Origin of the sequence: Hymenobacter ruricola (assembly GCF_015694525.1) — a bacterium.
Lineage (GTDB): Bacteria > Bacteroidota > Bacteroidia > Cytophagales > Hymenobacteraceae > Hymenobacter > Hymenobacter ruricola.
Genome location: NZ_JADQDM010000009.1, coordinates 111,309 through 129,441, shown reverse-complemented (window position 1 = coordinate 129,441; position 18,133 = coordinate 111,309). Strand labels below are relative to the sequence as shown.

The following is an 18,133-nucleotide window of genomic DNA, read 5'->3' as shown; positions in this document are numbered from 1 at the left end:
AACGCCCAAGGCGATTCCCTGCGTTCCCAGGTGCTTTCTGCCCGAAACAGCGGTGTCGAATATGTAGCCAGCAACCTCGACGGCACCTTCACTTGGTGCGGCGCAACTCAGCTTGGCGGCCGCGGCAGTGCCCAGACACATACCTTGTCTAAAGTAAACCAGCAAGGGCAAGTACTCTGGCAGACCAATTTCCATGGACTCGACCCCATCGGCCGGCAGACCAGCTACGGCATGGGCGGCTTGGTGCGTACGCCCGACGGCTACGTGGTTGCGGCCAACACGCTGTTCTTTACCATGCCTACGGGGTTCACCCGGCTGGACAGGCAGACCCTTAACCGATTCGATAACCAAGGCCAGTTGGTGTGGGAGCGCACCCTTCCCGGTGACGCCCGGACCGCAGACCTGCGCCTGCAAGCCAACGGGGCCTACGTGGCCTGCGGCTACGTGGGCGTGCGCACGCCGCTGACCAACTCGGCGTACTTCTCCCTCGACTGGCGCCTGGTGGAGTTCACCCACACCGGCGACACGGTGCGCACCAAGCGCTTCGGCACCGAGGGCGACTTCGACAACGCCCTGCGCCTGATTCCGACCAGCGACCAGGGACTGGCCGTGCTCGCCGAGTACGAGCCGCGCACGACGGCCAACGCCTACGTCAAGCGCCTGGTCAAGCTCGATTCGCTCTGGCGGGTGCAGTGGCAGGTGGCGCTGCCCGCCGCTTCCGACGTCGTGGACCTGCGCCAGCTACGCAACGGCGACCTGCTGCTGCTCGCCCGCACGGGCACCGCCGCGGGCCAGACCCAGGTGCTGCGCTACTCGGCCGCGGGCCAGCCGGTGCGCGCCTACGGCCCCTACGGCGTGCCCGGCGCGGCCTCCCTGGGCGCTATTCCGGCGCGGCTGGTGCACGAGCCCGGCGACTCGCTCATGGTCTGGGGTTCGGCCTACGTCTACGACACCCCGGCCCAGACCGCCTACAAGCAGCGCTTCTACGGCCTGGGCATCGGCGGGCAGGGGGCCGCCGGGGCCCCGGTGGGCGCGCCCTTCGTGCCCGACTACTGCCGCTACCCCCCGCAGGCGAACGCCGGCTGGCGCCCCCTCGACCCGGCCCACCCCGACTCGCTCGTGCTCACCGAGCTCAGCAGCGCCGGCCCGCGCCACGCCCAAAACGTGGCCTTCCGCTGGGAGCTCGGCGACGGCGCCGTGCGCGAAACCGCCGCCGGCGGCACCCTGCGCTACCGCTACGCCCGGGCGCCCGCCCCCGGCACGCCCGTCACGCTCACCGTGACGAATAACCTGGGCTGCACCGGCACGCTCACGCTCTACCCCTTCGGCCGGCCCACCGCCGCCCAGCGCGGCCGCGCCCTGGCCGCCCGCGCGGAACTGTTTCCCAACCCCGCCCACGACGCGGCCACCCTCGCCCTCGACCAGCTCCCGCCCGGCCCCGTGGCCGTGGCCGTGCTCGACGCCCTGGGCCGCGCGGTGCTCCGCCCCGAGGCCCGGCCCGCGGGCGGCGCGCTCGCCGTGGCCCTGGACCTGCGCGGCCTGCCCCCGGGCGTGTACGCCGTGCGCGTGAACACCAGCGCCGGCAGCTTTAGCAAGCGCCTCGTGCGCTATTAGCGGGCGGCTTCGGCTTCTATTATGCAATGCCTCCGGCCCGTGGCCGGAGGCATTGGTGCGCAAGAGGGTGTGGTAATTATCGGGAAAACAAAAAATATTACCACAGAAGCAGGGACCTGGGTTGTGGTAATATTTTTTGTTTTCCCGATAATTACCACAAGCCTCCCGGCCCTCCGAAAACGCGCTTGCGCCGGGGCCACGGCCTGCGCGGGGCCCGGCGCAAGCGCCCAGGCGGCTGGCAGCAGCCCACGAAACCCGCGTTGGCCGCTCTCCTGCCTGCGTCAACGGCGACCGGCTGCCCGAAAAGCTCGCGCAGGCCAAATAATGGCCTCAGCCGGGCCCGTGGCTCAATCACCGAAACCCGTCACGTGAGAGAAGCAAGGGGCCATTCGGCCCCCCGCTACCCCGGCTGCACCAGCCGCGTCACCTCTTGGCTGGGGCCGATGGTGGCCACGCTGCCCGCGTTGAAGCGCAGAAAGTCGGCCTCCACGCCATCGGAGAAGATGACGCCGCCGCTGGGCATCAGCGACTCGACGTGCAGGGGCTGGCGGGCGCGCAGCCGCCCCGCCACCAGGCCACACTGTGTGCGCCGGCTGCGGAAAGGCTCGCGCACCACAAACAGCAGCTCATCGGGGCGTAGGGCGGGCTGCTCGGCCACGTGGTCGGTGCCCAGGAAGTCTTCGAGGCCGGCGGCCATGTTGAAGATGGAGCTGAGCCAGCCGGTGCTGCCCGCCGGCGTGGCTACGATGATGCCGGACGAGGAATGCTCCTCGGTGTCTTTGCCGAAGGTGAGGCGGTAGCGGGCCGAGACGTGCGAGGCCGCCCCGATGAACAGGTCGTTGAAGGCGAGCAGGCGCTGGCCGTCCTGCAGGGTGGCCTGGGCCAGCGGCTGGGTGCGGATGGGCACGTCGGCCCCGCGCACGAGGGCCTGCACGGCGGCGCGGCAGGTGTCGGGGCGGAACGGCAGCAGCACGCCGTCGTAGCGGCCGGGGTCGGGATTGACGGCCACCAGGGGCCGGCCGCGCACGTACTTGGCGGCGTTGGCCACCAGGCCGTCCTGGCCCACTACCACCACCACCTGGTCGTCGGCGAAAATGAAGGAGGGCAGAAACTCGCGGTCCACCACCTTGCTTTTCACTACCTGGGCCAGCTCGCGCTGCACCTGGCTCACGGCCAGGTCGAGGGCGGCCTGCTCGGCTTCGTAGTCGCTGAAGTTGCCGCCGGCGCGCTCCACCACGAAACGGGCCTGGGCGGCGGTGTTGTAGCGGGCCTTAAGCTGTTCGAGCCGGGTTTTGGCCCGCACGATGATGGCGTATTCGATTTTGGGCATTTCGGTGGCGGGGGTGGTGATTCGGTGCCTGAACGGTGTAGGGGCGGGGCCTGCCCCCGCCCGGACGCTTGCACCATCATAACGATTCCGTTCAACGGTGGGCGGGGGCAGGCCCCGCCCCTACACCAGCCGGCGCGGCCCATCGTTCAACGGCGGGCGGGGGCAAGCCCCGCCCCTACCGGCGCGTGGGCGGCTTGGGGGCGTCCGGGGCCGGCGCAGGCGTGTCGCCCAGCAGGTTGTCGAGCAGGTCGGGGGTGATGTTGAGGGTGCCGATTTTGCCGGCGTTCTCGGCCAGCTCGCGGAAGGCCAGGGCGATGTTGAGGCGCGGGTCGGGGTTGTTTTGCAGGGCGGTGAGGGTGCGCCAGTCCAGGTCGCGGAAGGGCCGCAGGGTGGCTTCGGTCACGTAGCCCTGGGCGTCGGCGGCCTGGCGCTGGTTGGCGGTTTGCTGGGTAAGCAGGTCGGCGCGGCTGGCTTCCACGGCGATGTCGGCCTGCACCTGCAGCTCGCGCAGCTTGCGGTCGTTGGCGGCGCGCTGGAGCTGGGCTTCGGAGCGTTTCTCGTCAATCTGCTTGCGCTTTTCCTCCACCGCAATGTCGGTGTTCAGCTCGCTTTCCTTGATGCGGCGCTCCTGCTCCACGGCGAAGTTGCGGCGCTCATAGATGGCCTGGTCGGCTTCCTGCTGCAGGCGCTCGCGGGCGTCGGCCTCCAGGGCGCGCTCCATCTCGGGGGTGGCTTTCACGGCCAGGATGTTCACGCCCAGCACCTCGATGCCCAGCTGGGCCACGGCCGGCGAGCTTTGCAGCCCGGCCTGAATCTGCTCCTCAATGAACTTGTTGGAGCGGATGGCATCCTTGAGGGTGAGGCTGTGGGCGTAGGCCGAGGTGGCGGTCTGGGCCTCGTTCACGAGGCGCTGGTTGAGCTTTTCGAGGTCGTTTTTCTTGTAGATGCCCAGGCTGTTCACCGTGAAATCGAGCAGCTCGGCCAGCTGGCGCGGGTCGCGCACGCGGTAGCTGAGCTGGCCTTGGATGGTAATGCTTTGGTAGTCGGCCGTGGTTTCGTTGAAAATGAACGGCAGGTCGTTGGAGGCCAGCGGCACGGCCGCGATGGAGCTGTTGAAGGTGGAGTAGAAAAAGGCCAGCCCGCGCCCCTCGCGCACCACTTTGCCGTTTTTGTACTGGATAACGTAGGTTATCGAATCGAATTTGGCGTAGCCGAGACCGAACATAGCGACGGGAAAAGGGAAGGCCCAAACTTACGGAAATAAGCCGGGCGGCGTAGGGGCGGGGCCTGCCCCCGCCCGGACGTTGAACGGCGCCGTTGAAGTTGTGCGAACGTCCGGGCGGGGGCAGGCCCCGCCCCTACCTCCAAATTTTCGCCCGACCTTTGCCCCTTCACCCCAAACGCCCGACCCTATGGCCAGCCTCCTCCTCGGCGATTACAACGACCTCGAAGTAGCCCGCGAAACCAGCATCGGCCTCTACCTCACCTCCGACGACGGCGACCTGCTGCTGCCCGAAAAATACGTGGAGGCCGGCACCCGCGTGGGCGACGTGGTGCGCGTGTTCGTGTACCGCGACTCGGAAGACCGCCTCATTGCCACCAACCTGCGGCCCCTGGCGCTGGTCGACAGCTTCGCCGCCCTCACCGTGAAGGACCACGGCCCGGCCGGCGCCTTCCTGGACTGGGGCCTGGAGAAAGACCTGCTCCTGCCCTACCGCAACCAGCGCCGCGACCTACGCGTGGGCGAGCGGGTGCTGGTGTACGTGTACCTCGACGAGGAAAGCGACCGGCTGGTGGCCTCTACCAAGTGGAAGCAGTTTCTGAAAAACACGCCCTTCCCCGGCCAGCCCGGCGACGAGGTGCGCCTGCTGGTGGCCGACGAAACCGAGCTGGGCTACCCCGTCATTGTGAACGGCACGCACCAGGGGCTGCTGTTTCACAACGAGGTATTCCGGCCCCTGCGCCTGGGCGAAACCCTGCCCGGCTTCCTCAAGCAAATTCGCCCCGATGGCAAGCTCGACGTGCGCCTGCAGCAGACCGGCTACGGCGAAGTGGAATCGGCCACCGACACGCTGCTCAAGGCCCTCAAGGCCGCGCCCGGCGGGCGCCTGCCGCTGGGCGACAAGAGCCTGGCCGAGGACGTGTACCGCCGCGTGGGCATGAGCAAAAAGGTATTCAAAAAGGCAGTAGGCGCCCTGTTTCGGCAGGGACTGGTGACGCTGGAGCCGGAAGCAACGGTATTGAAGTAAGGGGTTCGGCTGTCATTGCGAGGCCGCAGGCCGTGGCAATCCTTCCTCTCAAAGCGCGACCTTTTCTGACTAACCAGACACCTTTTCTGGCGTAAGGTATTTGGCTTTGCGCTGCACAGTGTAATTACCCGTGTGGCAACAGCTTTGTCACATTATTAGGTTTGTCGCTGAGACCAGGACGGATTGCTTCGCTCCGCTCGCAATGACAAGCACGCTGCAAACGCTCCCTCGCTATGCAAAAAACCGCTTTACTCGCCGGGGCCACGGGCCTGATTGGGTCACAACTGTTGCCGCTGCTGTTGCAGTCGGAACGGTATGCCAAGGTGATTGTGGTGGGGCGCCGGGCCGTGCCCACCATTCACCCCAAGCTGGTGCAGGTGACCACCGAGCTGGATAAGCTGGAAGCCGTGCGCCTGAAGCTCATTGCCGACGACGTGTTTTGCTGCCTGGGCACCACCATGCGGCAGGCCGGTTCGAAGGAGGCGTTTTATAAAGTTGACTTTCTGTACGTGGTGAAGCTGGCGGCGGTGGCCACGGCCAACTTTGCCTCGCAGCTGCTGGTGGTGAGCAGCCTGGGCGCCGACGCCGAAAGCCGCCTCTACTACAGCCGGGTGAAGGGCGAAATGGAAGCCGCCGTGCGCCAGACGCCGTTTCGGGCCATTCACATTTTCCGGCCCTCGCTGCTGCTGGGCGCGCGCGCGCAGCCCCGCCTGGGCGAGCGCCTGGGGGGGGCGGTGCTGGGCCTGCTGCGCCCGCTGCTGCGCGGCCCGCTGCTGAAGTTTCGGCCCGTGACGGGCGCGGCAGTGGCCGCCGCCATGCTGCGCGCCGCCGAGGACGATGGCGGCGGGGTGCGCGTGCACCAGTCGGCAGAGCTGGCTACGGCTTAGCGGCGGCCAGAACGGTGTAGAGACGCAATACTTTGCGTCTCAGCGGGCGCGCCGTGCGGGTGCCATGCGCGCCGCAAGCGCCCGCGAGTCGTTCAGGCACATTGTTCAACGACGAGACGCAAAGTATTGCGTCTCTGCACCATTATTTTTTTCCTCAACCCGGCCCCACGGGGCGGCTTCTCCCGATGCGTCGGCGAGGGCCGCCTCGTGGGGCCGGTTCGTTTTGGCGCGGCTCAAGGGGTGGTATCGGCGGGGTAGTCCAAGTGCCTTCAACGGCGATGGGCCCGCCCATTCCAACCGGCGGCATCCGTGCTGGCACGGAGGAGATGCCCGGAAAAAATAGGGGGCAGCACGGATATTAATTATTTACTATATAACCAACCTTTACCCATTCTTACACCCAGCGTTTTTACGCCTTGCGATAAGAAGCGGCGGCGCTGAGCATCAATGGCTTACTCTTACACCCATTTTCTGTTTTTTATGAAAAACCTCTCCGCCTCCCTGCTTTTTGTGCTGCTGGCCCTGGCCGCTCAGCTGGCTTCGGCCCAAACCATCCGCCGCGTGAACAACAACGGCGTGACGGGCACCAACATTTACAGCACGGTGCAGCTGGCACACGACGCGGCCGCCACCGGTGACATCATCCAGCTGGAGCCCTCTACCGTCAGCTACGGCAGCCTCACCTGTACCAAGCAGTTGAGCATTGTGGGGCCGGGGTATTTCCTGAGTAATAACCAGCCGCCCGCCCTGCAGGCCAGCGTCATCGCGGCGCAGGTCGACAACGTGTACTTCACCACGGGCAGCGCCGGCGCCTCGCTGGCCGGCGTGACGGTGAACAGCAGCGTGTTTCTGGGCGCCAACAACCTCTCGGTGCAGCGCAACTACGTGGGGTCGTACATCTACTTCGGCTACAGCGCGGCGTCCAACAACGCGCTGGTGCGCCAGAACTACGTCACCTTCCTGGCCCAGTACAGCACGGCGGGCAGCAACCTGCTCATCACCAACAACATTGTGACGCTCGATGTGAGCCTGAACGCCGGCAACCTCAACGGTGAGTTTTCCAACAACGTGGTGCTGCGCTATTCAAGCTTCGACAACTTCACGGTGAAGAACAACTACCTCGCCAGCAACTTCACGCCCACGGCCAACACCACCTGGCGCTACAACCTGCTGGGCTCAAGCAGCCTGCCCGCCACCGGCAGCCAGAGCAACAACACGGCCAACGTGCCGCAGGCCACCGTGTTTGTGTTGGGGCCGGGCAGCACGCAGTTTGATGCCTGGTACAAGCTCAAGACGGGCACCAACCCGGCCACCGGCGGCGGCGAGGGCGGCGTGGACGTGGGCGCGTTTGGCTCGGCCACCGGCTACGCCTACAAGCTGAGCGGCATCCCGGCCATCCCGGCCATCTACCAGCTCAACCAGAGCGTGACCGGCAACACGCTGAACGTGAACCTGAGCACGCGCTCCAATAACTAAGCGCGGCTCTTTTTATGCACCGCTTTTACGACTTCCGCCCCACGCGGGGCGGCCAGCCGAGGCAGTTCGGCTGGCTGCTGCCGTTGGCGCTGCTGCTCCTGCTGCTGCTGGGAGCAGTTGCCCGCAGCTACGGCCAGGCCCCCATTGCCCGCGCCGAGTACTACATCGATGCCGACCCCGGCTTTGGGGCGGCCACAGCCTTCACCCTGCCGGCCATTCCGGCGGCCGACGTGGCGGGCCTGACGGCGGCCGTGCCGCTGGGCAGCCTCAGCGCTGGCTTCCACGCCCTGGGCGTGCGCAGCCAGGACGCCGACGGCAAGTGGAGCCTGACCAGCCGCCGCACGTTCTATTACGAGCCGGTGGCCGCCGGCACGCTGGCCAACATTACCAAGGTGGAGTATTTCGTCGATACCGACCCGGGTTTTGGGGCCGCGACGGATGTGCCCGTGACGGCCGCAACGGATGTCAGCGGCGTGGCTTTCGCGGTGAACCTGAGCAGCCTGAGCGCGGGATTTCACCAGCTGGGGCTCCGCTCGCGCGATGCCAACGGCGCCTGGAGCCTGACCAGCCGCCGCACGTTTTATTACGAGCCCCTGGCCTCCGGCACGCTGGCCAACATCACCAAAGTCGAGTATTTTATTGATGCTGACCCCGGGTTTGGCGGCGCGACCAACGTGCCCGTGACCGCCGCGGCCGACGTCAGCGGCGTAGCCTTCAACCTGAACATCAGCAGCCTTGCCGCCGGCTTCCACCAGTTGGGCGTGCGCAGCCAGGACGCCGACGGCAAGTGGAGCCTGACCAGCCGGCGCACCTTCTACTACGAGCCCCTGGCGGCAAATACGCTGCCCACCATCACCAAAGTTGAGTACTTCCTCGATGCCGAGCCCGGCTTCGGCAGCGGCATCGACGTGCCCGTGACGGCGTCATCGGACATCAGCGGCATTGCCTTCAATGTGAACCTGAGCAGCGTCGGCACCGGTTTTCACACCCTGAGCGTGCGCTCGCGCGATGCTAACGGAAAATGGAGCCTCACCAACGTGCGCAGCTTCTACTACGAGCCCGCGCTGGCCGCCGCGCCCAACATCAACAAGATTGAGTACTACTTCGACGCCGACCCCGGCTTTGGCAGCGCCACCGACGTGCCGGTGCCCACGCCGGCACCGGACCTGGCCAGTTTCGGCTTCGCGGCCGACGCCAGCGCGCTGGCCGATGGCTCGCACCGCATCTTCTTCCGCTCGCGCGATACCAACGGGAAGTGGAGCCTGGTGAGCAGCCGCAGCTTCGTGAAAAACGGCTGCGCCTCCTCGCCCAACTTCGCGGCGGGGCTGGCCAGCAGCAGCTACAGCGTGGCCGGCACAGTGGGCAACAGCTTGGCCGAAACGGCCTTCAACACCGACCCGGCCACGCCCACCACCGGCAACAGCTTCTTCGGCTACAACGGCAGCTACATGCAAGTCGACCTGGGCAGCGCCCAGACGCTGAGCGACTTCCGCTACAAGGTGACGGCCGGCGGCAACGGCACCTACTCGGTGCAGGTGCAAACGGCGGCCAGCACCAGCGGGCCCTTCACGGCCGTGGATACCTACTCGGGCAGCCTCGTGGCCAACGTCACGACCAACGTGGCCCGCACGCTCACCACGCCGGTCAGCGCCCGCGTGCTGCGGGTGCGGGTGGTGACGCCGGGCGGCAACTACGTGGTGGTGTCGGGCGCAGGCGCCTATTATTTCAACTGCGCGGGCCCCACCATCACCAGCTTCACGCCCACGGGCGGCGGGCCGGGCACCTCGGTGGCCGTGACGGGCACCAACTTCACGGGCGCCACGGCCTTCACCTTCAACGGGGTGGCGGCGCAGAGCTTTGTGGTGAACTCCAGCACCAGCATCACGGCCGTCGCGCCCGCTGGCGGCAGCACCGGCCAGTTGTGCGTGACCACGCCCGGCGGCACGGCCTGCTCGGCGGCCAACTACACCTATCCGCCCACCATTGCCACGGGCACGGTGTCGCCCACGGCGTTTTGCAGCAGCACCTTCATCTCGGTGCCCTTCACCACCAACACATCGAGCTACAACACCGGCAACCAGTTCAAATTCCAGCTCTCGGACGCCAGCGGCAACTTCACGGCGGGGTCGCGGCTGTATGGCTTCCTGAGCGGCCAGAACGCCAACGGCGGCGTCCTCACCGACACGGTGGCGTTTCGGACGCCGGCCGGCACCGGCTACCGGGTGCGCGTGGTGGCATCGAACCCCGGCATTACGGGCACGGACAACGGGACGAACCTGACCATTTATCCCACGCCGGTGGCCTCGGCTACCAGCAATTCGCCGGTGGTGTATAATGGCACCATTCAGCTGGCAGCGCAGCCCACGGGCCAGAGCGCCTACCAATGGTACGTGCAGTATAACGGCGGCGGTACAGCTTTCGTGGGCTCGGGCCAAACGCTGAACCTGGCCAATGCCCAGCCTGCGCAGAGCGGCAAGTACTTCGTGTACGTGACGAACTCGAACGGTTGCCAGGACTCGGCCAGCGTGCGGGTGCTGGTGCAACCCAATGCGGTGCCGGTGCTGGCCATGGGCCAGTTCGGCTACAATGGCTGCGCGGGCGCCACGTTCAACATCGGCTTCTCCGTGACGGGCAATAACTTTCTGAACGGCAACACCCTTTCGGCACAACTTTCGGATGCCAGCGGCTCGTTTGCCGCACCCGCGGTGATTGGCTCGGCGCCCTTCACGGGCCAGGGCGGCGGGGCTATTCCGGTCACGATTCCGACTAACACGCCCACGGGCAGCGGCTACCGCATTCGCCTGGTGGGCTCCAGCCCGGCCGTGACCAGCACGACGGACAACGGCTCGAACCTGAGCATCACGACGCAGCCCACGGCCACGCCAAGCAGCAACTCGCCGGTGGCCTACAACGGCACCATTCAGCTCACGGCGGCCACGGTGGCCGGCGCCTCCTACCTCTGGACCGGTCCCGGCTTCTCCTCCAATCAGCAAAACCCAACCATTGCCAACGCCACGCCCAGCAACAGCGGCACCTACACCCTCTACGTCACGGTGAACGGCTGCCAGAGCCCCGGCACCGCTACGCAGGTCACGGTGAACCCGTCGGCGCAGCCCATTCTGGCCATCTCGCAGTTCAACGGCAGCCTGTGCCCCGGGACGGGTTTGAACATCGGCTTCTCGGTGACGGGCAACGTGTTTGGCAGCGGCAACGTGATTACGGCCCAGCTGTCGGATGCCGGCGGCTCGTTTGCTTCGCCAGTAGCCATTGGTTCGGTGAGTTTCACTGGGCAGGGCAACGGCACAGTTTCGGCCACAGTGCCGCAGGGCACGCCCGCCGGCACGGGCTACCGCATTCGCCTAGTAGGCTCGAACCCTAGCGTGACCAGCACCACCGACAATGGCGCCAACCTGACGGTGCCCACTACACTGGTGGCCACGGCCAGCAGCAACTCGCCCGTCGCCTCGGGCAGCACTTTGCAGTTGAACGCTGGGCCCAACGGCGCGGCCACCTACCAGTGGTATGTGCAGTACACGGCAGGCGGCACGGCCTTCATCAGCAACCAACAGAACCCGACGTTTAACAACGTGACTACGGCTTCGTCGGGCTTCTACTATGTGTTTGTAACGCAAGGGGGCTGCACTGATTCCGCTTCTGTGCGCGTGCTGGTGAACCCGCCGGCCACGAGTACGCTGGCGCTGGGTACCTTCTCCGGGCAGTTTTGTGCCGGTAACAACTACGCGGTGAACTACACCGTGGGGGGCGCGGGCCTGAGCAGCGGCAGCATCACGGCGCAGCTATCGGATGCCAGCGGCTCGTTTGCCGCGCCGGTGACGCTGGCTAGCATCAACTTCAACGGTACCGGTAGCGGCAGCCTGGGCTTCACCCTGCCGGCCTCGACGGTGGATGGCGCGGGCTACCGCATTCGCCTGGTGAGCACCAATCCGGCGCTAACCAGCAACGACAACGGCACCAACCTGACCATCTCGAACCTTACGAACGTGGTGGCCAGCTCCAACTCGCCGGTATCCGCGGGCGCGCTGATTCAGTTTAGCAGCAGCGGGGTGCCAGCCGGCGACAGCATCGCCTGGACGGGCCCGAACGGCTTCAACAGCACGCAGTCAAACCCCAGCATCCCGAACGCCAACGCAGCCAACGCGGGCACCTACAGCTTCACCGCCAGCCTCAACGGCTGCTCGGTGACGCGCTCGGTGCAGGTGCAAGTCGGCGCGCCGGTACTCACGCTTGCCACTGGCAACGTGAGCGGCAGCTTCTGTCCCGGCTCGGCCATTTCGGTGCCCTATAGCGTGACGACGGGCAGCGTGAACGGCGGCAACACCTTCACGGTGCAGCTTTCAAACGCCAGCGGCTCGTTCGCTTCGCCGGTCAGCATTGGCTCGCTGAGCAGCAGCGCGACCAGCGGCACCATCCCGGCGGTGATTCCGGTGAGCACTTCGGCCGGCACCGGCTACCGGGTGCGCGTGGTGGCCGACAACCCGGCCGCCGTGGGCTCCGACAACGGCGCCAACCTGACCGTCGGCGCGCTTACCTACGCCTGGACGGGCGGCGTGAGCACCGACTGGTTTAATGGCGCCAACTGGAGTTGCGGGCAGGTACCCAACGCCAGCAGCGTGGTCACGATTCCGGGCGGCGTGAGCTTCTACCCAGTCATCACCGGCGGCACAGCTCTGGCCCTGAACATCACCATTGCCAATACGGCCACCTTCACGGTCAACTCCAGCTTTAACCTCTACGGTAACATCGTCAACAACGGCACGGTACTGGCGGGCACGACTTCGACGTGGAGTTTCGTGGGCGGCAGCAACCAGAGCATCAGCGGTAACCCGTTGCAAATCGGCAGCTTCGTCATCAACAACGGCGTGACGCTGAACGTGAATGCCACGCTGAACATCTACGGCAGCTGGACCAACAACGGCCTCTACGTGGGCAACAGCGCCTACAACGTGGTGTTCAATGGCCCGAGCGGCACGCAGGTTATTGGCGGCGGTAGCGTTACGAGCTTCTACAACGTGTCCATCAACAGCGGCTCGGTGGTGAACCTGGGCATTAACACCATTTTTCTGGGCAACCTCAACACCACCGGCACCTTCAACGCGGGCATCTACGGCGTGGCCTTTAACGGCTCAGTTGCTCAGACCATCGGCGGCTCCGGCAGCAGCAGCTACTACACCGTCACCATCAACAATACGGTGGGCGTGACGCTGGTGAGCAACATCACGGTGCTCGGCGACTGGATTAACAACGGCCTGTTCTCGGGCGGCACGTACTCGGTGATTTTCGCCGGCACGGTGGCCCAGATTATCGGCGGCACTCAGGTAACGAACTTCTACAACGTCACCTTCAACAACCTGATTTCCGTCACGCTGCACCAGAACATCTACGTGCTGGGCGGCTTCGTGAATACCGGCGTCTTTTACGGCTGGTACCTGAGCGGCGGCAGCACCCTGGGCTACTTCGTGCGCTTCGGCGGCACGGCGGCGCAGGTGATTACGGCCAACGCGACGACCTACTTCTACCACTTCTACGCCGACAACGCGGCGGGCGTGAGTCTGGCCACCAACATCTACATCGCCGGCAACTACTACCTGTACTCGGGCAGCTTCAGCCCCGGCACCTACACGGTGTACTTCAACGGCAACGAGCCCGGCGTGGTGCAGACGGTGGGCGGCTACACGGCGCTCAGCTTCTATGGCTGGAACATCGGCGGCACGTCCTCCGTGCGGCTGATTCAGAACGTGACGCTGCTGGGCGGCTTCGCCAACCTGGGCACGTTCTACGGCTACAACCTGGTGGGTGGCGTGTACACGGGCTACACCTTCGTGTTCGGCGGCTCGGGGGCGCAAAGCCTGACGGGCGGCGGGGTGTACGAGTTCTGGCACGTGACCTGGAACAACCTGGCGGGCATTACGCTCAACCAGAACATCAGCGTGTGGGGCAACTGGCTGAACAACGGCGGCTACCTGGCCAACGGCTACCTCGTCAACTTCATTGGCAACGTGGCCCAAACCATCGGCGGCTCGGTGCTTACCACGTTCCACCACGTCACCATCACCAACACGGTTTCGGTGAGCCTGCTGCAGGCCGTGACGGTGCTCGGCAACTGGGCCGGCACGGGCGTGTTCCTCGGCAATGGCTACCTGGTGTACTTCAACGGCACGGCGGCCCAAACCATCCTCGCCGGGCTGAATACGCGCTTCTTCGACCTGCGCTTCAACAACCCGACCACCGTCAAGCTGCTCTCGAACGTCTACCTGAACGGCAACTGGACCCACGACGGCGGCTTCGTCGCCAACGGCTTCCGGGTGTTCTTCTCGGGTTCGGCCTTGCAGACCATTGCCGGCACGGTGCTCACGCAATTCCACCACCTCACCATCGTGAGTGGCGCTAGCGTGCAGCTGGCCCGCGTGGTCACCATCCTCGGCGACTGGACGAACGACGGCAGCTTCCTGCACGGCAGCTACACGGTGACCTTCGCCGGCAGCGGCGCCCAGCTCATCAACGGCGCGGTGGTGACCAACTTCTATGGCATCACCTTCCTGAACACGGGCACCGTGACGCTGGGCAGCAACATCCGCGTGGCGGGCGCCTGGACGAATAGCGGCGTCTTCGTGCCGGCTACTTACACGGTGTTCTTCAACGGCAGCGTGGCGCAGGTTATTGGCGGCACGGCCGTCACCACCTTCTTCGGGCTGAATATCCTGAACACGGTGGGCGGCGTGAGTTTGGGCGGCCCCATCTTCATCGGGGGCAACCTGGTGAACGACGGCCTCTTCAGCTGCGCCAATTACCTCGTCACCTTCAACGGGACGGCCCTGCAGAACATCGGCGGAACGAGCACGACCATCTTCGGCAACCTCACCACCAACAACGCGGTGGGCGTGGCCCTGGGCCAGAACATCCGGGTGCGCGGCGACTTCCGCAACCTGGCTTTGTTCACGGCCGGCGGCTTCACCACCTACTTCGACGGCAGCGCGGCCCAGGGGATTTACTCCACCGGCACGCTCACCTTCCACGACGTGGTATTTGCCAACCTGGCCGGCGTGACGCTGCAAAACAACGTCTTCCTGACCGGCAGCTGGACCAACAACGGCGGCTTCCTGGCCAATGGCAAGCTGGTGACCTTCAACGGCACGGTGCTCCAGCTTATTGGCGGCTCGGTGGCGACGATGTTCCACCACTTCACCATTGCCACCGGCGCTTCGGTTCAGCAAAACCTCGGCATCACGCTGCTCGGCGACTGGACCAACAACGGCAGCTTCTTGCATAACAACTTGCTGGTGTACTTCAACGGTACGGTGCTGCAAACCATCGCCGGCACGGCCCTGACCACCTTCTACGACGTGACCTTCAACAACGCGGTGAACGTGAGTCTGGGCCACGACATCGACGTGACGCGCAACTTCGTGAACCAGGGCGGCTACTGTGGCTGCGGCTTCCGCACCCGCTTCAACGGCACGGTGGCGCAGAGCATCACCTGCACCTCGGGCCGCACGCACTTCCACGATATCACCTTTGCCAATACGGCCGGCGTGACGCTGCTCGACGGCATCTACGTGAGCGGGCTGTGGGTGAACAACGGCGGCTACCTGGCCAACAACCAGACGGTGATTTTCGACGGCACGGCCCTGCAAACCATCGGCGGCACGGTCCTGAGCGCCTTCTACAACGTGGGCATCACCAACGCGGTGGACGTGCAATTGCTGCGCGACATCACCGTGGCCGGCTTCTGGAACAACACCGGCCTCTTCCACGGCCAGGGCTTCGGCGTCAGCTTCAACGGCACGGCGCTGCAAACCATCACCACCACCGGCGCCACGGCCCGCAGCTACTTCCACCATATCACCTGGGCCAACCTGGTGGGCTGCGTGCTGGGCGGCGACATCTACGTGGCCGGCAACTGGCTCTGCAATGGGCCCTTCAACCCGGCCACCTACACGGTGTACTTCAACGGCACGGTGGCCCAAACCTGCGGCGGCACCCAGCCAATCCGCTTCTTCGGCCTGAACTGCGCCAACCCCGCCGGCGTGACCTACGCCGGCCCGGTGTATTTGCTCGGCAACTTCGTGAACACCGGCCTGGTGAACTGCGGCGCCTTCGGCTGGTACTGCATCGGCACGGCGGCCCAGACGCTGGGCGGCGTCAGCACCACGCCCACGCGCTTCTACGACCTCTACATCCAGAACGCCGCGGGCGTGACGGCCACCGACAACTGGTTCCTGACCCATATGCTGACCCTGACCACCGGTAACCTGGCTTCCAACGGCCACCTCACCCTCACGAGCAACGCCAGCGGCACCGCCATGGTGGTGAACCCCGTGGGCGGCGGCGTGGTGACGGGTGTTTCGACCATGGAGCGCTTCATCACGGGCCTGAGCGGGGCGCCCGGCTACCGCCACTACTCCTCGCCCATGAAGCTGAGCGCCGCCGGCATCAGCACCACCGTGCAGGAGTTTGCCGACGACCTGCCGGTGTTTGAGCTGAACCCGGCCTACAACTCGGCCGGCAACACGGCCACGCCCTTCCCGACCTTCTTCCAGTACGACGAAACCCGCCTCACGGCCTCCAAACCCGGTTTCGACGACGGCTGGATGGTGCCCACCGCCACCGACGACCTACTGCCCCTGCGCGGCTACACCGCCCAAACCCTGCCCACCACCACGGTGGACATTTCGGGCCTGCTCCAAACCGGCAACGTGAGCTACAGCCTGGGCCGCGGCAGCCTGGCCAACTCGGGCTGGCACCTGCTCGGCAACCCCTACCCCGCCCCCATGGACTGGGACGTGGCCCGCAGCACCCCCGGCATGCTCAGCGGTGTGGCCGATGCCCTCTACGTGTTCGAGCCCAGCGGCCAGTACACCGGCACCTACAAAGCCTACGTGAACGGCCTCGGCCAGAACGGCGGCACCAAGGACCTGGCCGCCATGCAGGGCTTCTTCGTGCGGGCCACCGCCCCCACGGCCAGCGTGAGCCTCACCAACGCCGTGCGCGCCACCAGCTACGGCTCGCCGGTGTTCAACCGCACCACCACGGCGCCCCCGGTGCTGCGCCTCGAAGCCCGCAACCTGGCCACCGCCACCGCCGATGAAACGGTGGTGTATTTCGAGCCCGGCGCGGCCCTCGGCTTCTCGGCTCGGCACGACGCCTACAAGGTGCAGCTCAACGGCAACGGCCGCCCCAGCCTCTGGAGCCAGGCCGGCGCCGAGAGCTTCGCCATCAACGGCCTGCCCGACCTGGCCACGGCCCCCGTCATCCCGCTCGGGGTGCGCGTGAGCCAGGACGGCGCCCACGAGCTGGTGCTCACCGGCCTGACCGATGCGCCCGCCGGCACCCAGGTGTGGCTCGAAGACCGGGTGCTGAACCGCCGCCAGAACCTGGCCGCCAACCCCACCTACGCCTTCACGATGCTGGCCAACTACACCGGCCAGCGCTTCTACCTCAACTTCGTGGCCGGCACCGTAACCGCAGTGACCACCGGCCAGCTCGCCGCCCGCACCGCCCTCTACCCCAACCCCACCACCGCCCGCGCCACCCTGGAGCTGGCCGGCCTGCGCGAGCAGGGCCCGGTGCAGGTGGAAGTGGTGAACGTGCTGGGCCAGACCGTGCGCCAGCTGAGCACGCGCCCCAAGCAGGGCTTCCTCTCCGAAACCATCGACCTCAACGGCCTGGCCACCGGCGTGTACACCGTCCGCATCCACGCCCAGGAAGGCACGGTGGTGAAACGCCTGGTGAAGGAGTAGGCGCCGTAGCTTGCGTAACAAAAAGCCTCGCCAGTGTCTGGCGGGGCTTTTTTATTACCATCTGTCATCCTGAGCGCAGCGAAGGACCTTATCACGCCCAAACGATTCGCAGTAATTTCAATCGACGCCGACGTGATAAGGTCCTTCGCTGCGCTCAGGATGACAGACGGCGCGAGCGAGATGCCTCGACTGCGCTCGGCATGACATTTCACGAAAACCCACCCGCCCCCTTCCCTCGTTATATTTGTGTTGTCACCGGCACAGCCTCTATCCTCATGAAAACCAGTCACCCTTACGGCCCGCTGCTTGAAAAAGTAGGCAGCGTATTCGCCATTGCGGCGGCCATTGCCTTCGGCACGGCGCGCCTGCTCGATGCCGGCAAAGACGAGGAGGAGGAAATGGACGCCACCGACCACCTGCTGCGCACGCCCGCTAACCGCCGCCGCCTGCTGGCCGCCGTTGAGCGCGACAAAAACCGCCAGCTCATTGCCCGGCAGCCCCTGGAAACCAAGGCCGCGTGAGGAGCCTCCGCCGCGGCATCCTCTGGGACCCCGACGCCTGACAGGACTACCTCGACTGGCGCGCCACCGAGCCCGAAAACGTGGAGAAAATCAACACCTTCATCCGCGAATGCCTGCGCACACCCTTCACGGGCACCGGCAAGCCCGAGCCGCTGCGCGGCCCCTTGCAAGGCTATTGGTCGCACCGCATCACCCGCGAACACCGCTTTGTGTACCGCGTCGATGATATCGCCATCCATATTCTGGCCTGCAAAGACCATTATTGAGCAACAAGCAGCAATACCGCGCCTTATTCGCC

General features: G+C 65.8%; 8 protein-coding genes and 1 pseudogene. 7 read left to right on the top strand and 2 right to left on the bottom strand.

Features of this window, described 5'->3' with window-relative positions; genetic code table 11:
- Positions 1 to 30: 30 nt before the first annotated feature.
- Positions 31 to 1,614, top strand: coding sequence for a T9SS type A sorting domain-containing protein (locus I2H31_RS25675; protein ID WP_196294243.1), 1,584 nt, complete (start codon positions 31 to 33; stop codon positions 1,612 to 1,614).
- A gap of 400 nt (positions 1,615 to 2,014) precedes the next feature.
- Here I2H31_RS25675 and I2H31_RS16985 read toward each other — a convergent pair whose 3' ends face one another.
- Both I2H31_RS16985 and I2H31_RS16980 read right to left on the bottom strand, forming a co-directional pair.
- Positions 2,015 to 2,944 (bottom strand): NAD(+)/NADH kinase, encoded by a 930-nt coding sequence (locus I2H31_RS16985; protein ID WP_196294242.1) that lies wholly within the window; start codon positions 2,942 to 2,944, stop codon positions 2,015 to 2,017.
- 175 nt (positions 2,945 to 3,119) lie between these two features.
- Positions 3,120 to 4,169 (bottom strand): SPFH domain-containing protein, encoded by a 1,050-nt coding sequence (locus I2H31_RS16980; protein ID WP_196294241.1) that lies wholly within the window; start codon positions 4,167 to 4,169, stop codon positions 3,120 to 3,122.
- A gap of 187 nt (positions 4,170 to 4,356) precedes the next feature.
- On the opposite strand from I2H31_RS16980, the gene I2H31_RS16975 reads away from it, so the two are divergent.
- The 6 genes and pseudogenes from I2H31_RS16975 to I2H31_RS16950 form a co-directional block, all read left to right on the top strand.
- Positions 4,357 to 5,193: a CvfB family protein gene (locus tag I2H31_RS16975; protein WP_196294240.1), complete on the top strand. Its 837-nt coding sequence runs from the start codon at positions 4,357 to 4,359 to the stop codon at positions 5,191 to 5,193.
- A gap of 233 nt (positions 5,194 to 5,426) precedes the next feature.
- Entirely contained in the window at positions 5,427 to 6,080 is a 654-nt protein-coding gene (locus I2H31_RS16970) for an NAD-dependent epimerase/dehydratase family protein (RefSeq protein ID WP_196294239.1), read from the top strand.
- Positions 6,081 to 6,560: 480 nt separating this feature from the next.
- A complete protein-coding gene (locus I2H31_RS16965) occupies positions 6,561 to 7,556 on the top strand; it encodes a hypothetical protein (protein ID WP_196294238.1) in 996 nt (331 codons plus the stop codon).
- Between the two features lie 14 nt (positions 7,557 to 7,570).
- Positions 7,571 to 17,314, top strand: a complete 9,744-nt coding sequence (locus tag I2H31_RS16960) for a T9SS type A sorting domain-containing protein (protein ID WP_196294237.1) — start codon at positions 7,571 to 7,573, stop codon at positions 17,312 to 17,314.
- Positions 17,315 to 17,589: 275 nt separating this feature from the next.
- Entirely contained in the window at positions 17,590 to 17,835 is a 246-nt protein-coding gene (locus tag I2H31_RS16955) for a hypothetical protein (RefSeq protein ID WP_196294236.1), read from the top strand.
- A 53-nt stretch (positions 17,836 to 17,888) separates the two neighbouring features.
- A pseudogene (locus tag I2H31_RS16950) lies at positions 17,889 to 18,101 on the top strand (Txe/YoeB family addiction module toxin); the annotation flags it as partial.
- Positions 18,102 to 18,133: the final 32 nt, after the last annotated feature.

Coding starts and splice junctions, on each gene's coding strand:
- I2H31_RS16985 (WP_196294242.1), bottom strand. CDS start 2,944: ATGCCCAAAATCGAATACGCCATCATCGTGCGGGCCAAAACCCGGCTC.
- I2H31_RS16980 (WP_196294241.1), bottom strand. CDS start 4,169: ATGTTCGGTCTCGGCTACGCCAAATTCGATTCGATAACCTACGTTATC.
- I2H31_RS16975 (WP_196294240.1), top strand. CDS start 4,357: ATGGCCAGCCTCCTCCTCGGCGATTACAACGACCTCGAAGTAGCCCGC.
- I2H31_RS16970 (WP_196294239.1), top strand. CDS start 5,427: ATGCAAAAAACCGCTTTACTCGCCGGGGCCACGGGCCTGATTGGGTCA.
- I2H31_RS16965 (WP_196294238.1), top strand. CDS start 6,561: ATGAAAAACCTCTCCGCCTCCCTGCTTTTTGTGCTGCTGGCCCTGGCC.
- I2H31_RS16960 (WP_196294237.1), top strand. CDS start 7,571: ATGCACCGCTTTTACGACTTCCGCCCCACGCGGGGCGGCCAGCCGAGG.
- I2H31_RS16955 (WP_196294236.1), top strand. CDS start 17,590: ATGAAAACCAGTCACCCTTACGGCCCGCTGCTTGAAAAAGTAGGCAGC.